Below are 15792 nucleotides of genomic sequence, written 5' to 3'. Positions count from 1 at the left end.
GGTGTTGTCGACCGAGTCGGTAATGGTGGTAACGGCTGGTGTCGCGTTCGGCACCAGGTTCTCGAAGTTGCCGCCGGTAGCGCCCGTGATCGTGGTGCTGACTGTAGTGCCATTGTTGTAAACGTCATTGGCCGCTGTCGGCACGTTGACGGTGCCAACGGTTTCGCCGGCTGCAATGGTGATGGTCGAGCCGTTGGACAGGGTGACGGTCACCGGCGTCTGCGCCGGATTGGTCAGTGTTGCGGTGTAAGTGATCTGACCGCCTTCAACGATGTTGTTGGTCGCTGTCAGGGTCAGGCCGGTGTTGTCGACCGAGTCAGTAATCGTGGTAACGGCTGGCGTGGTGTTTGGCACCAGGTTTTCGAAATTGCCGCCGGTAGCGCCGGTGATCGTGGTGCTGACTGTAGTGCCATTGTTGTAAACGTCATTGGCCGCTGTCGGCACGTTGACGGTGCCAACGGTTTCGCCGGCTGCAATGGTGATGGTCGAGCCGTTCGACAGGGTGACGGTTACCGGGGTTTGCGCCGGGTTAGTCAGGGTCGCGGTGTAAGTGATCTGACCGCCTTCGACGATGTTGTTGGTCGCGGTCAGGGTCAGGCCGGTGTTATCGACCGAGTCGGTAATGGTGGTAACGGCTGGTGTCGCGTTCGGCACCAGGTTCTCGAAATTGCCGCCGGTAGCGCCCGTGATCGTGGTGCTGACTGTAGTGCCATTGTTGTAAACGTCATTGGCCGCTGTCGGCACATTGACGGTACCGGTCGTCTGGCCAGCGCCGATGGTGATGGTCGAACCGTTCGACAGGGTGACGGTCACCGGAGTTTGCGCCGGGTTAGTCAGCGTCGCGGTGTAAGTGATCTGACCGCCTTCAACGATGTTGTTGGTCGCGGTCAGTGTCAGGCCGGTGTTGTCGACCGAGTCAGTAATCGTGGTGACTGCTGGTGTCGCGTTCGGCACCAGATTTTCAAAGTTACCGCCGGTAGCGCCGGTGATCGTGGTGCTGACGGTGCTGCCATTGTTGTAAACGTCATTGGCCGCTGTCGGCACATTGACGGTACCGGTCGTCTGGCCAGCGCCGATGGTGATGGTCGAACCGTTCGACAGGGTGACTGTCACCGGAGTTTGCGCCGGGTTAGTCAGCGTCGCGGTGTAGGTAATCTGGCCACCTTCAGTCACGCTCGAGCCAGCCGTCAGAGTGACGGTAGTGGTATCGACGGTGTCGGTGACTTGCGTGGTCGCCGGAATGTTCGGCGGGGTCACGGTGATGCCGTTGCCGCCGGTGGTGCCGGTGACGGTCACGTCGATTTGGGTCTGGTCGTTATAGACCGTGTCGTTCGGTGCCAGCGGCACGTTGACGGTGCCAGTGGTGGCGCCGGCCGGGATGACGATCACTGCGCCGTTGGACAGGGTAATGGTCAGGTCAGTCAGCGGCGCCTGGGTCAGGGTCGCGGTGTACACAAGCACGCCGCCCGCTTCGGTGATAGTCGGCGTGGCGCTGAGGCTCAGGGTCGAATCACGCAGCGCATTGGTGGTGGTATCGGTGGTCAGGCCGCCGGTGGTGTCCTGCGCAGCTTGCGCGGCAGAATTGATGCCCGCCGTGGGGAAGCCAATGGTCGGATCGACGCGGCCAGCGGTGGCGTCGAGCATGACGAAGCTGTGACCACCGCCGGCAGCACCGCCGGTACCTGCGGCAGTCGGGCCTGCAGCGGTGGATTCAAGCGCGGTGGTCGGGTCGACGCCGGCGGCGATGGCTTGCTGCAGTTCTTCAACCGATGGCGCAGCTTGCGCGGTGGCTTCGGCCAGGTCGGTGCTGGAGTCGGGCGCATTGGCGCTCCACTGCGTATCGCGACCCAGGTCAAGGGTGCGGCCATCGGCCAATTCCAGCGACACGGCGCCGGACAGACCGGTGTCGATCTGATCGCCAACATACAGGCGATCGCCTTCAACGAGTACGCGACGCACGCCCTCTGGGGACACCACGAAAACCTGACCGACAATGCTTTTGACGACGGCAACAACACTGCTCATTGAAGACTCTCCGGGGTGTCACATCAGTTGACTTCCATGGACCTGACGGGCGTCGGCGCCACTTCAGTCTGGACGTACTTTCTATAAATGGATAACTTATTGGCGCTGTATTTCCGTCAATAATCTGGCTATAAATTATCGCGATTAACTTTATGCCAAACTATTGACCTTCTGGGAGCCATCCTAAACAATCGCCCCACTAATGTCACATTGATATTTCCGCGGCGACCTGTCCTTCAGCGTGTCATCCAGTTCCTCTTTTGAACTTTCCGACATACGGTCTTTCGGGTTGCCATCATCCGACGCAGCGCCACGTTTTTGCTGTGATTCAAGACAAGAAGTTCTGGGAAATTCCAACCATGCGTTCGCTTTTGCTCCTTGCCGCTCCCTTCGCCCTCGCCGCCTCTTTTGTACAAGCACAATCCTTACCAGAAGCCATGCAACAGGCGCTGGATGTCCATCCGGAGATTCAGGCGGGGGTTAACAGTCGATTGGCGGCGGATTACCAGCTGAAGGCGGCGAAGGGCGGATACCTGCCCAAGGTTGATCTGCTGGGCGGTTACGGTCGTGAGGGCACCGATAGCGTGACGACCCGAGCGAACAGTGGCGGTAATCACTGGGAGACGTTAACCCGCAGCGAGTCAAGTTTACGTCTCTCGCAAATGGTTTTTGACGGTTTTGCGACCTCCAACGAAGTTGCGCGTCAACAAGCCAACGTCAGCTCACGCGCCTACTCGCTGCTTGGCACTTCCGAGCGCACCGCGCTGACCGTCGCCCAGGTGTATCTGGACGTGCTGACCCGCCGCGAATTCGTGCGTCTGGCCGAGGAAAACCTCAAAAGCCACCAGCGCATCTATGACCAGATCCAGTTGCGCACCCAGCGCGGCGTCGGCAGCGGCGCCGATCTTGATCAGGCCGAAGCGCGGATGGCCCAGGCCCGCAACAACCTGATCACCGAGCAGACCAACCTCGCCGACTCGGAAACCAATTTCCTCAGCGCCGTGGGTCAGATGCCCGATCAACTGGAGCGCCCGGCGCCGTTCATGGCAATGATGCCGGCCAACCTCAACGAGGCCCGCGCACAGATGCTGGAAAACAGCCCGATCCTGCGTTCCGCCGAGTCGGATATTGCCGCTGCCGAGAAGCAGTTCGCCACGGCCAAATCGACGTTCTACCCACGCTTCGACGCCGAACTGGGCCGCACCGCCGACAACGATCTTGACGGCCAGAATGGCCACAACAACGAGTGGCAGGCCATGCTGCGCATGCGCTTCAACCTGTATTCCGGTGGCAGCAACAAGGCTGATCTGGAATCCAAGTCGTACCTGGCCAATCAGGCGCTGGACATCCGCAACAACGCTTTGCGCCAGTTGAACGAAGAGCTGGGCCTGGCCTGGAACGCCCTGAACAACGCCAACGCGCAGGTGCCGATCGCCCAGCAATACGTCGATCACAGCACCTCGGTGCGCACCGCCTACCAGCGTCAATTCAGCCTCGGCGAACGCACCCTGCTGGACTTGCTCGACAGCGAAAACGAACTGTTCACCGCCTCGCGCCGTCTGGCGGAAATCAAAAACGTCCAGTTATTTACTCAGTACCGAATCAAGGCGACCATGGGCCAATTGCTCAAAAGCCAGGGAGTGGTCGCGCCGTTGGCATCCGTTGTGCAGAACGACGTGAAGCCCAAGGTTCAGCTGCCTGGGATGAACTGAGTTATCCCTTCCAACTGTTAAAGAGTGTCGAGCGTGGAATCAGAAGTCAGTCGAGTTCAACTCAGCCATGATCCACGCGCGTTGCACGACGATCCGCTGCTGGATGGTCTGCTCGCCCTGTGCATGCTGCACCAGAAGCCTGCCAGCGCGGCGATGCTGACCACCGGCCTGCCGCTGCCCAAACAACGTTTGAGTGTCGAGTTGCTGCCACGCGCAGCGGCCCGCGCCGGGCTGCAGGGGCGGGTGTTGCAGCGCAAGCTCGAAGAGATTCCGGCGATCGCCATGCCCGCGCTGTTGCTGCTCAAGGATGGCCGCAGCGCCGTTCTGCTCGGCTGGCAGGGCGACAACGATGCGCGAGTGCTGCTCAGCGAAAGCGATGGCGGCGAATCGGTGGTCAGCCGCGAACTGCTGAGCGACGATTACACCGGCAAAGTGTTCTTCGCTCAGCCGCAACACAAATTCGACGTCAACCACGGCACGCTGATCCCTCGCGCACGCTCGTGGTTCCGTGACACCCTCAAGCGTTCGCGCTGGTTGTACGCCGATGCGATCGCGGCGAGTTTCCTGATTAACATCATCGCCATGGCCGCGCCGCTGTTCGTGATGAACGTCTACGACCGCGTGGTGCCGAACCAGGCCGAAGCAACCCTGTGGGTGCTGGCGCTGGGCATTACCGGCGCGTACATCTTCGACCTGATTCTGAAAAGCCTGCGCAGTCTGTGCCTGGACCTGGCCGGCAAGAAAACCGACCTGATCATCTCGGCGACGCTGTTCGAACGCATCGTCGGCATGGCGATGAAATACCGCCCGGCGCGGGTCGGCAGCTTCGCGCAGAACATCCATGAGTTTCAGAGCCTGCGCGACTTCCTCGCCTCGCTGACCCTGACCAGCCTGATCGACCTGCCGTTCACGATTTTGATCTTCATCGTGATCGCCATTCTCGGCGGGCATCTGGTATGGATTCCGGTGCTGGCGTTCCCGATTGCCCTGTTGATCGGCTACGCCTTGCAGAAGCCCTTGATCGCGACCATGGAGCGGACCATGGCACTGGGCGCCGAGCGCCAGTCGAGCCTGATCGAAACCCTCGCCGGCCTCGACGCGGTCAAGGTCAACAACGCCGAAAGCGAGCGCCAGTATCAGTGGGAGCAGACCATCGGCACCCTTAGCCGCCTCGAGCTGCGAGTGAAAATGCTTTCCGGTCTGGCGATGAACATCACCCTGCTGATCCAGCAACTGGCGGGGGTGATCATGATCGTCTTCGGCGTCTACCAGATCATCGCCGGTAACCTGAGCATGGGCGGGCTGATTGCCTGCTACATGCTCAGTGGCCGCGCGCTGAGCCCGCTGGCGTCGCTGTCCGGCCTGCTCACGCGCTATCAGCAGGCGCGGGTGACCATGACTTCGGTCGACCAGATGATGGAGCTGCCGCAGGAGCGCAATTTCGAAGAACGGCCGCTGAGCCGCAAGGTTTTGCAGGGCGCCATCGAATGCCGTCAGCTCAGCTTCACCTATCCGGACCAGCAGAACCCGGCGCTGAAGAACATCAACCTGGTGATCCGTCCCGGCGAGAAAATCGGCATCATTGGCCGCAGCGGCTCGGGCAAGAGTTCGCTGGCCAAACTGCTGGTCGGCCTGTATCAGCCGGACGACGGCGCGCTGCTGGTCGATGGCGTGGACATCCGCCAGATCGACGTCAGCGAACTGCGCTACAACATCGGCTACGTGCCGCAGGACATTCAACTGCTGTCCGGCACCCTGCGTGACAATCTCGTGTCCGGCGCGCGTTACGTCGAAGACGAGCTGGTGCTGCAAGCCGCGGAACTGGCCGGCGTCCACGAATTCGCTCGTCTGCATCCGCAGGGTTACGAGCTGCAAGTCGGCGAGCGCGGGCAGAACCTGTCCGGCGGCCAACGGCAGAACGTCGCGCTGGCCCGGGCGCTGTTACTCAATCCGCCGATTCTGCTGATGGACGAGCCGACCAGCGCGATGGACAACACCGGCGAAGAACGCCTCAAGCAACGCCTCGCAGCGGTGATTGAAAACAAGACCGTGGTGCTGGTCACGCACCGGGCATCGCTGTTGTCGCTGGTCGATCGCCTGCTGGTGATCGATCGCGGACAGATTCTCGCCGACGGCCCGAAAGCCGCCGTGATGGAAGCGTTGAAGAAGGGGCAGATCAGTGTTGCTTAAGTCCGGTGTCAAGGAGTCGATCCGTCGCTACTTCAAGGGCTCTGCCTCGCTGCAGGGTCAGCCGCTGCCAGAGGTCAACAAGGCGCTGATCGAAGACGCACCGCGCGTTGTGCGCCTGACCATCTGGGCGATCATCGGCTTCTTCGTGTTCCTCATGCTCTGGGCCAACTTCGCCGTGATCGACGAAGTGACCAAGGGCGACGGCAAGGCGATTCCGTCTTCCAAGATCCAGAAAATCCAGAACCTGGAGGGCGGTATCGTCGCCGAGCTGTTCGTCAAGGAAGGTCAGATCGTCGAGGCCGGCGCGCCGTTGATCCGTCTCGACGACACGCGTTTTGCTTCCAACGTTGGCGAAACCGAAGCTGATCGCCTGTCGATGCTACTGCGTGTCGAGCGCCTGAGCGCGGAGGTCGATGATCGTCCACTGAATTTCCCCGAGGACGTGCTCAAAGCCGTGCCCGGTCAGGCGAAAAGCGAAGAGTCGCTGTACATCAGCCGTCGTCAGCAGTTGCACGACGAAATCGGTGGTTTGCAGGAGCAGTTGATCCAGCGTCAGCAAGAGCTGCGTGAGTTCAGCTCCAAGCAAGCGCAGTACCGTCAGCAACTTGGCTTGCAGCGTCAGGAAATCAACATGTCCGAGCCCTTGGTGGCGCAGGGCGCGGTCTCGCCGGTGGAAGTACTGCGCCTCAAGCGCGCCGAAGTGGAAACCCGCGGCCAGCTCGACGCGACCACGCTGGCCATCCCGCGCGCGGAATCGGCGATCAAGGAAGTGCAGCGCAAGATCGACGAAACCCGTGGCAAATTCCGCAGTGAAGCGCTCACTCAACTCAACGAAGCACGCACCGATCTGAACAAGGCCCAGGCCACCGGCAAGGCGCTGGAAGACCGCGTCAGCCGTACGCTGGTCACCTCGCCAGTGCGCGGCATCGTCAATAAACTGCTGGTCAACACCATCGGCGGCGTGATCCAGCCGGGCAGCGACATGGTTGAAATCGTACCGCTGGACGACACCCTGCTGGTCGAAGCCAAGATCCGACCGCAGGACATCGCCTTCCTGCATCCGGGGCAGGAAGCGATCGTCAAATTCACCGCCTATGACTACACCATTTACGGCGGGCTCAAGGCGCAGCTTGAGCAGATCGGCGCCGACACCATCACCGACGAAGACAAGAAAACCACTTACTACGTGATCAAGGTGCGCACTGAGCGCAGCCATTTGGGCACCGATGAAAAGCCTTTGCTGATCATCCCGGGGATGGTCGCTTCGGTGGATATCATCACCGGCAAGAAGTCGGTGTTGAGCTATTTGCTGAAGCCGATCATTCGGGCGCGGGCTGAGGCGTTGCACGAGCGCTAGGTCTTCAGCGCGGCTTGCGGCCTCTTCGCGAGCAAGCTCGCTCCCACATTGGTCCTTAACCGAACACCAAATTTTCGGTCACTGGAGATCAACTGTGGGAGCGAGCTTGCTCGCGAAGGCGTCAGTTGCATCGATGCATCTGTCAGTAAGTGACAAAAACCGTCACTCATCACGCCGTCCATTCCTCACCATTCGCCATATCGTTATTCAATAACGGTATTTAACCTCCAGTTTTTATAGCTATAAATTCCTCTCCCTGCGTACCTGCCGACCAATCGGCGCGCCGCACGACCTGAACCGACACGCAATCGAGCGTGAGTGTCTGATCGACGAGCGCGCCACTGAGCGCGCCGTGCGTGGGAGATGGAAAGATGTCCACAGCTACTGCCACCCAGAGCGCCGCGACCGCCGCGCCGCAAACCTTTGAGATTCGCCCGTTCAGCGGTGCCGTCGGCGCCGAAATCGTTGGCCTCGACCTGAGCCGACCGGTCAATGACGAGGATTTCGCGCGCATTCATCGCGCGCACCTGGATCACCACGTCGTGGTGTTCCGCGACCAGCAGATCACCCCGCAACAGCAAATCGATTTCAGCCGCCGTTTCGGCGTGCTGCAGATCCACGTGCTCAAGCAATTCCTGCTGGCCAATCATCCGGAAATTCTCATCGTTTCCAACATCATCGAGAACGGCCAGAACATCGGTCTCGGTGACGCCGGCAAGTTCTGGCATTCCGATCTTTCCTATAAAGAGCTGCCGAGTCTCGGCTCGATGCTGCACGCCCAGGAGTTGCCGGAGGAGGGCGGCGACACGCTGTTTGCCGACATGCACAAAGCCTGGGACGACTTGCCCGCAGCATTGCGCAATGCGGTTGAAGGACGCTTTGCCGCGCATTCCTACACGGCGCGTTACAGCGAAAGCAAATTCGAAGGCAACTGGCGCCCGACCCTGACCCCTGAACAGTTGGCTCAGGTCGCCGAAGTGGTGCACCCGGTGGTGCGCACTCATCCGGAAAACGGCCGCAAGGCCTTGTTCGTCAGCGAAGGCTTCACCACGCGAATTGTCGGTCTGCCGGAAGACGAAAGTCGTCAGTTGCTCGGCGAACTCTTCGCCCACAGCGTGCTGCCGCAAAACATCTACCGCCACCAGTGGGAACCACATGACCTGGTGTTTTGGGACAACCGCTCGCTGATCCACCTCGCCGCCGGCTGCCCCGCGCATCTGCGCCGCAAGCTGTATCGCACGACCATCCAGGGCGACGGGCCTTTCTGATTTGCCGGAGATCGACCATGAACGCCCCTTTGCCAGGCCGCGCGGCCAGCAACCCGATCGCCCGCAGCGAAGCGTTGCTGGCCGTCGATCACGTCAGCCTCGAATACCGCACGCCGCAGCGCGTGGTGCGCGCCACCCATCAAGTCAGTTTCGAAATCGACCCGGCCGACCGCTACGTGCTGCTCGGCCCGTCCGGCTGCGGCAAGTCGACCTTGCTCAAAGCCGTCGCCGGTTTCCTTCAGCCGTCCGAAGGCGAGATCCGTTTGCAAGGCCAGCGCGTCGATGCGCCGGGGCCGGACCGGATTGTGGTGTTTCAGGAATTCGATCAACTGCCGCCGTGGAAGACCGTCAAACAGAACGTGATGTTTCCGCTGCTGGCTTCGCGAACGTTGAACAAAAAACATGCCGAAGAACGTGCGCTGCACTATCTGGAAAAGGTCGGGCTGGCGGCGTTCGCCGATGCCTATCCACACACGTTGTCCGGCGGCATGAAAGCGCGGGTAGCGATCGCCCGGGCCTTGGCCATGCAGCCAAAAATTCTCTTGATGGACGAACCCTTCGCTGCGCTCGATGCGCTGACCCGCCGCAAGATGCAGGAGGAATTGCTGCTGCTGTGGGAAGAGGTGCGCTTCACCCTGTTGTTCGTCACCCATTCGATTGAAGAAGCCCTGGTGGTGGGCAATCGCATTCTCTTGTTGTCGCCGCATCCGGGCCGCGTGCGCGCCGAAGTGCACAGCCATCAATACGACCTGCACAGCCTCGGTGGCGCGGCGTTTCAGGAATCGGCACGACGCATTCATCGTCTGCTGTTCGATGAGGGCCAGGCGCCCGAGACCGAACGCGAGCATGACTTCAACGACATTCGCATCGCCTATTGAGCGGCCAGGAGGACTACCCGATGAACCATTCATCATCCGTGCGTGAGGAATTCGAAACCGTGCTCGAGCCGCTGACTGCAGTGCCGGTCGAGCGCGAGCTGCCGCTGAGCACGCGGTTATGGCAACAAGGCTGGCTGCGCAAAGGTTTGATCCTGATCGTCCTGGCGATCATCTGGGAAGTGGTCGCGCGCATTCAGAACAACGACCTGATGCTGCCGGGTTTTCTGCAAACCGCGCATGCCTTGTTCGACGGGCTGCTCAGTGGCGAGCTGTTGGCCAAGGTGTGGATATCTTTGATGGTGCTGATCAAGGGTTATCTGATCGGCATCGTCCTCGCGTTCGCTCTGACGACATTGGCGGTCTCGACCCAGTTGGGGCGTGACTTGCTCAGTACGATGACTTCTATGTTCAACCCGTTACCGGCAATTGCCCTGCTGCCGCTGGCGCTGCTCTGGTTCGGATTGGGCCAGAACAGCCTGATTTTCGTGCTGGTGCATTCAGTGTTGTGGGCGCTGGCGCTCAACACTTATGCCGGATTTCTCGGCGTCTCCGAAACGCTGCGCATGGCCGGGCGCAACTATGGCCTGAAGGGTTTGCGCCTGGTCCTGTTCATCCTGATTCCGGCGGCGCTGCCGTCGATTCTTGCGGGTTTGAAGATTGGCTGGGCGTTCGCCTGGCGCACCTTGATCGCCGCCGAACTGGTGTTTGGCGCGACCAGTGGCAAGGGCGGGCTGGGCTGGTACATCTTCCAGAATCGCAATGAGCTGTATACCGACAAGGTGTTTGCCGGGTTGGCGGTGGTGATTCTGATTGGTCTGCTGGTGGAAAATCTGGTGTTTGACACCCTTGAGCGTGTGACGGTGAAGCGGTGGGGTATGCAGCGCTGACCTGAAAAGATCGCAGCCTTCGGCAGCTCCTACAAGCAAATGCGATCCTCTGGTAGGAGCTGCCGAAGGCTGCGATCTGTTGATCTGCTAGCATTGCGCCCGAATCAATTGAGATCAGCCAAGAGTGCTCAGCATGCAACTCCCGGACATGAACCTTCTGGTCGCCCTCGACGCCTTGCTCGACGAAGGCAGTGTGGTCGGCGCGGCGCGGCGGATGAACCTCAGTCCGGCGGCCATGAGTCGCACCCTGACGCGGATCCGCGAAGCCATCGGCGATCCGATACTGGTGCGCGCCGGGCGTGGTCTGGTGCCGACACCCAAAGCCCTCGAGTTACGCGAACAGGTGCGAGATGTGGTCGAACAGGCGGCGCTGCTGTTCCGTTCGGCCGACAGCGTAGAGCTGGGCACCCTGCGGCGGCGTTTCAGCATCCGCGCCAATGATTTTTTCGTCGGCGTCTACGGCGGCAAACTGTTCGATACCCTCGATCAACTGGCTCCGCATTGTGAATTGCGCTTCGTCCCGGAAGGCGATGGCGACGATGAGGCGCTGCGCGAAGGGCGCATCGATCTGAGCGTCAGCAATACCCGACCGCTCACGCCGGAGGTGAAGGTGCAGAACCTGTTCTCTACACATTTCGTCGGCCTGGTGCGCGAGAACCATCCGCTGCTCGACGGCGAAATCACTGCCGAGCGCTACGCCGGTTTCTCCCACATCAGCATGTCCCGCCGTGGCATCGCTCGCGGCCCGATCGACACGGCGTTGAATGCGTTGGGACTGGAGCGCCGGGTGGCGGTGATCGCGCCGAGTTTCCACGCGGCGATGTTTGCCTTGCCCGACTCCGACCTGATCCTGCCGGTGCCTAAAGAAGCGCTGCTCAGCGTGCGGCGGCTGGGCTTGAAACTGCGCTCATTCGACCTGCCGATTCCGCTGCCGATGCTGATGCTGACCCAGGCCTGGCACCCACGCTTCGACAAGGATCCGGCGCATCGCTGGCTGCGCGAAACCCTCAAGACCTGCTGCGATGAAACGTGGCTGGCGGCACAGCCCTAAAAAAAGCAAAGCAAAAGATCGCAGCCTTCGGCAGCTCCCACACTGGAATGCATTTCACCTGTCGGAGCTGCCGAAGGCTGCGATCTTTTGCTTTTGATATTTGTGTTTAATGCACTTATAACCTGCCGATAAGTCAATTTTCGTCAGCATCAAGCCCCACTAAAATGCTCCGGTATTTTCACCCCCGGAGTTTTCATTCATGACATCCCTGACGGTCACGGCGCCTCTCGCCGCGACCAGCCCGGCGACGGCGGTTGCGCCACCGGTGTTCGGGGCGCGGATCATCATTGGTCTGGTCGGCGTGCTGTTGGCCGTGCTGGTCTCGGGCCTCAACGAGATGGTCACCAAAGTCGCACTCGCAGATATTCGTGGCGCGCTGCACATCGGCTATGACGAAGGCACCTGGCTGGTCGCCAGTTACACCGCCACGTCGGTTGCGGCCATGGCCTTCGCGCCGTGGTGCTCGGTAACCTTCTCACTGCGCCGTTTCACTCTTTGCGCCATCGGCCTGTTTACGTTGCTCGGCGTGCTGTGCCCGTTTGCCCCGAATTACGAAAGCCTGTTGTTGATGCGCATCCTCCAGGGTCTGGCCGGCGGTGCACTGCCGCCGATGCTGATGACCGTCGCGCTGCGCTTTTTGCCGGCGAACATCAAACTGTACGGACTGGCCGGCTACGCGCTCACCGCAACGTTTGGCCCGGGACTCGGCACGCCGCTGGCCGGTCTTTGGACTGAATACGTCGGCTGGCAATGGACCTTCTGGCAGATCATCGTGCCGTGCCTGATCGCCATGGTCGCCGTTGCCTACGGCTTGCCGCAGGATCCGCTGCGGCTGGAGCGGCTCAAGTCATTCAACTGGAAAGGCCTGCTGCTGGGCTTTCCGGCGATCTGCATGCTGGTCATCGGCCTGTTGCAGGGCAATCGCCTGGACTGGTTCGAGTCGAATCTGATCTGTGGATTACTCGGCGCCGGTTCGCTGCTGTTGGTGGCGTTCATGATCAATGAATGGTCGCAGCCGATTCCGTTTTTCAAGCTGCAGATGCTCGGCATCCGCAACCTGTTGTTCGCCCTGATTACCCTCGCTGGCGTGCTGATCGTGCTACTGGCGGTAGTGCTGATTCCGTCGAGCTATCTGGCGCAGGTGCAAGGTTATCGTCCGGCGCAGACCGCACCGATCATGCTCATTGCTGCGTTGCCGCAGCTGATTGCGCTGCCGTTGGTGGCGGCGCTGTGCAATTTGCGCTGGGTCGATTGTCGCTGGGTGCTCGGCATCGGTCTGGGCATGCTCACGTTGTCCTGTCTGGGCGGTTCGCACCTGACCTCGGCGTGGATTCGCGATGATTTCTATGTCCTGCAATGGCTGCAGATCTTCGGTCAGCCGATGGCGGTGTTGCCGCTGTTGATGTTGTCGACCGGCAGTATCACGCCGATGGAAGGGCCGTTCGCGTCGGCGTGGTTCAACACCGTCAAAGGTCTTGCCGCAGTGGTTGCCACCGGCGTCATCGAAGCGCTGACCACATCGCGCCTGCATTTTCATTCGAGCATGTTGGTCGACAGCCTCGGCAATTCGCCGCTGGCCGATCACAGCGATCCGGGCCTCGCCCACCGCTTGCACGAGCAGGCCGTGGTGCTGACTTCGTCCGATCTCTACGTATGCATGGCCGGCGTTGCCGTGGCGTTGATTCTGCTGATTTTCTGGCTGCCGACGCGGATTTATCCGCCGCGCGCGCCGTCCTGATTGCTGCACTGAAACTGAAGGTTTTTTATGACTCAATCCAAGCAAAAACTTGCGGTGGCCGTGGCTGCCGCGCTGGCGGTAGGCGTGCTGGTGTACCTGGCAATGCCCGGGCTGTTCGGCCAACGCACCGAGCAAACCACCAACGACGCCTTCGTCTCCGCCGACTACACCCTGGTTGTGCCGCGCGTGGCCGGGTTCATCAAGCAGGTGCTGGTCGAAGACAACCAGCAGGTCAAGGCCGGGCAGTTGCTGGCGCTGATCGATGACCGTGATTTGCGCGCAGCGGCGGAAGCGGCGGATGCGCAAACCCTGGTCGCGCGGGCGCAGTTGCAGAACGCCAACGCGACTCTCGAGCGGCAGGCTTCGCTAATCGCTCAGGCGCAGGCCACCGTGGTCTCGGCCAAAGCGGAAATGGCTTTTGCGCAGCAGGAACTGAACCGCTACAACCATCTCGCCGGTGTCGGCGCCGGCACCGTGCAGAACGCGCAGCAGGCGCGCACGCGCATCGATCAGGCCTCGGCGCGCCTCGACACCGCGACCGCGAAGCTGGCGGCCGAACGCAAACAGGTCGAAATTCTCACCGCCCAGCGCAACGCCGCCGAAGGCAATCTGAAACACGCGCAGGCGGCGCTGGAAATCGCCAGTTTCAACTTGTCCTATACGCGCATCACCGCGCCGCAGGACGGCATGATCGGCGAGCGTGCGGTGCGCGTCGGCGCCTACGTCACGCCGGGCAGCAAGCTGTTGGCGGTGGTGCCGTTGCAGCAGGCCTATGTGGTGGCCAATTTTCAGGAAACCCAGTTGACCGACGTGCAGCCCGGGCAGGATGTGCAAGTGCGGGTCGACAGCTTGGGCGGTGAAGCCCTGACTGGCCGCGTCGAGAGCATTGCGCCGGCAACTGGCGTGACCTTTGCGGCGGTGAAACCGGACAACGCGACGGGCAACTTCACCAAGGTTGTGCAGCGGATTCCGGTGAAGATCGTGCTGGAACCGGGCCAGCCACTGGCCGAGCGGTTGCGGGTGGGGATGTCGGTGGAGGCGAGTATTGATACCGCCAGCTCAAAGGCGTCCGGGCGCGAGGTAACGCAGCGATGATCGGTGTTGAATCGGCTGGCGCCTACGCGAGCAGGCTCGCTCCCACAGGGACAACGCATTGCAGAATGTGGGAGCGAGCCTGCTCGCGAAAACGCCAGTGGCAGCAGCTAACCTTCAGTGCCTTGCTCACAATGAGTCTCACCGCCTGCACTGTCGGCCCAGACTTCCAGAAACCCGAAGCCCCTCAACCTGCCGACTGGGCCAAACCGGCCCGGTCCGCCCCAAGCGAGGCCGTCAGCGAACCCTTGAACGAACGCTGGTGGGAAACCTTCCACGACCCGCAGCTTTCCGCGCTCACCCAACGCGCGCTGAACAGCAACCTCGATCTGCAACTGGCCAGCAGCCGCCTGCAACAAAGCCGCGCCGCGCGCCAGGTAATCACCGCCGAGCGTTATCCGAACAGCGCCGCCAGCGGCAGCTACGCACGTAAACGCAACAGCGGCGAAGGCTTGAACGATCCATCGGGAAATAACGGTGATTCGGCTTTCAACCTGTGGGATGCCGGTTTCTCGGCCTCATGGGAACTGGATTTCTGGGGTCGCGTGCGCCGTGAAACCGAAGCCGCTGACGCCAATCTCGAAGTGGCGGAAAACGATCGTCGCGGTGTGCTGCTGACCGTTCTCGCCGACACCGCGCAAAATTACATTCAGCTGCGCGGCGTGCAGAATACCCGCGCCGTCACCGAGCAGAACCTCGACGTCGCCCGGCATAGCCTGAAACTCTCGCAGCTGCGGCTGGCCGATGGCGTGGCGACCGATCTCGACGTCGCCGAAGCCGCCGCGCAAGTCGCCGCCATCGAAGCACGGCTGCCAGCGCTTGAGCAGCGTCAGGCGCAACTGATCAACGCGATCAGTCTGTTGATGGGCGAGCCGCCGCAGGCACTCGCTCAAGCATTGTCCAAAGACGCGGCAGTGCCGCAGTCGCCGCTGCAAGTCGCGATCGGCCTGCCGTCGGAACTGGCCGAGCGCCGCCCGGATATCCGCCAGGCCGAAGCGCGTCTGCACGCCGCCACCGCCAACATCGGCGTGGCCAAGGGCGATTTCTATCCGCGCATCACCCTGTCCGGCAACCTCGGTTCGCAGGCGATGCAACTGAGCGATTTCGGTTCATGGGGCTCGCGTGCCTTCGGCATCGGCCCGCAATTCAGCCTGCCGCTGTTCGACGGTGGGCGCCTGCGCGGCATGCTGCAACTGCGTGAAGCCCAACAGCAGGAAGCGGCCATCGCCTACCAGCAGACTGTGCTGCGCGCCTGGCATGAAATCGACGATCAACTGACCGCGTACAACGCCAGCCAGCGCCGTCGCGACAGCCTCGCCGAAGCCGTGCGCCAGAACCGCATCGCCCTGCGCACTGCGCAGCAGCAATACGTTGAAGGCGTGGTCGATTTCGTCAACGTTCTCACCGTGCAAAGCGCCTTGCTCGCCACGCAGGAACAATGGGTGGAAAGCTCGACCGGCGTTTCCCTGGCGATGGTCGGTTTGTACAAGGCGTTGGGCGGCGGATGGCAATCGGTCTACCCGGCAGCGCACCTGGCCGCAGGCTCGCCGGATGTCGCCAGACCCTGAACCGCAGCGACAGCTATGATCAACTC

At 61.4% G+C, this 15792-nt stretch carries 11 protein-coding genes; 10 read left to right on the top strand and 1 reads right to left on the bottom strand.

Annotation, left to right across the window (positions count from 1 at the left end; genetic code table 11):
• Positions 1-2025: retention module-containing protein (locus CXF97_RS05945; protein WP_157830860.1), on the bottom strand; the 2025-nt coding region annotated here is incomplete at its 3' end.
• A 359-nt stretch (positions 2026-2384) separates the two neighbouring features.
• Between CXF97_RS05945 and CXF97_RS05940 the strand changes: the two genes are divergently transcribed.
• From CXF97_RS05940 to CXF97_RS05895, 10 genes are all read left to right on the top strand, one after another.
• Positions 2385-3737 (top strand): TolC family outer membrane protein, encoded by a 1353-nt coding sequence (locus CXF97_RS05940; protein ID WP_101157108.1) that lies wholly within the window; start codon positions 2385-2387, stop codon positions 3735-3737.
• Positions 3738-3770: 33 nt separating this feature from the next.
• Positions 3771-5927: a type I secretion system permease/ATPase gene (locus tag CXF97_RS05935; RefSeq protein WP_101157089.1), complete on the top strand. Its 2157-nt coding sequence runs from the start codon at positions 3771-3773 to the stop codon at positions 5925-5927.
• Positions 5917-7284 carry an HlyD family type I secretion periplasmic adaptor subunit gene (locus CXF97_RS05930; protein ID WP_101157087.1) on the top strand — a complete coding sequence of 456 codons (1368 nt, stop codon included), beginning with the start codon at positions 5917-5919 and terminating at the stop codon, positions 7282-7284. Before CXF97_RS05935 ends, CXF97_RS05930 begins: the two co-directional genes overlap by 11 nt.
• A gap of 371 nt (positions 7285-7655) precedes the next feature.
• Positions 7656-8552, top strand: a complete 897-nt coding sequence (locus CXF97_RS05925) for a TauD/TfdA family dioxygenase (protein WP_101157085.1) — start codon at positions 7656-7658, stop codon at positions 8550-8552.
• A 17-nt stretch (positions 8553-8569) separates the two neighbouring features.
• Entirely contained in the window at positions 8570-9430 is an 861-nt protein-coding gene (locus tag CXF97_RS05920; protein WP_101157083.1) for an ABC transporter ATP-binding protein, read from the top strand.
• A gap of 20 nt (positions 9431-9450) precedes the next feature.
• Positions 9451-10317, top strand: a complete 867-nt coding sequence (locus CXF97_RS05915) for an ABC transporter permease (protein ID WP_101157081.1) — start codon at positions 9451-9453, stop codon at positions 10315-10317.
• Between the two features lie 133 nt (positions 10318-10450).
• The gene (locus tag CXF97_RS05910) at positions 10451-11368 is read left to right on the top strand and encodes a LysR family transcriptional regulator (RefSeq protein WP_016772273.1); all 918 of its coding nucleotides are present in this window, start codon (positions 10451-10453) and stop codon (positions 11366-11368) included.
• A 199-nt stretch (positions 11369-11567) separates the two neighbouring features.
• Positions 11568-13106 (top strand): MFS transporter, encoded by a 1539-nt coding sequence (locus CXF97_RS05905; RefSeq protein WP_101157079.1) that lies wholly within the window; start codon positions 11568-11570, stop codon positions 13104-13106.
• A 27-nt stretch (positions 13107-13133) separates the two neighbouring features.
• Positions 13134-14201, top strand: a complete 1068-nt coding sequence (locus CXF97_RS05900) for an HlyD family secretion protein (protein WP_076564925.1) — start codon at positions 13134-13136, stop codon at positions 14199-14201.
• Positions 14198-15766 (top strand): efflux transporter outer membrane subunit, encoded by a 1569-nt coding sequence (locus CXF97_RS05895; RefSeq protein ID WP_178081149.1) that lies wholly within the window; start codon positions 14198-14200, stop codon positions 15764-15766. The genes CXF97_RS05900 and CXF97_RS05895 overlap by 4 nt, the downstream gene beginning before the upstream one ends.
• The last annotated feature ends 26 nt before the right edge of the window (positions 15767-15792 follow it).

It is taken from the genome of Pseudomonas sp. Choline-02u-1, assembly GCF_002836515.1.
In the GTDB taxonomy this organism is placed as follows: Bacteria; Pseudomonadota; Gammaproteobacteria; order Pseudomonadales; family Pseudomonadaceae; genus Aquipseudomonas.
This window is presented reverse-complemented; position numbering and strand designations above follow the sequence as displayed.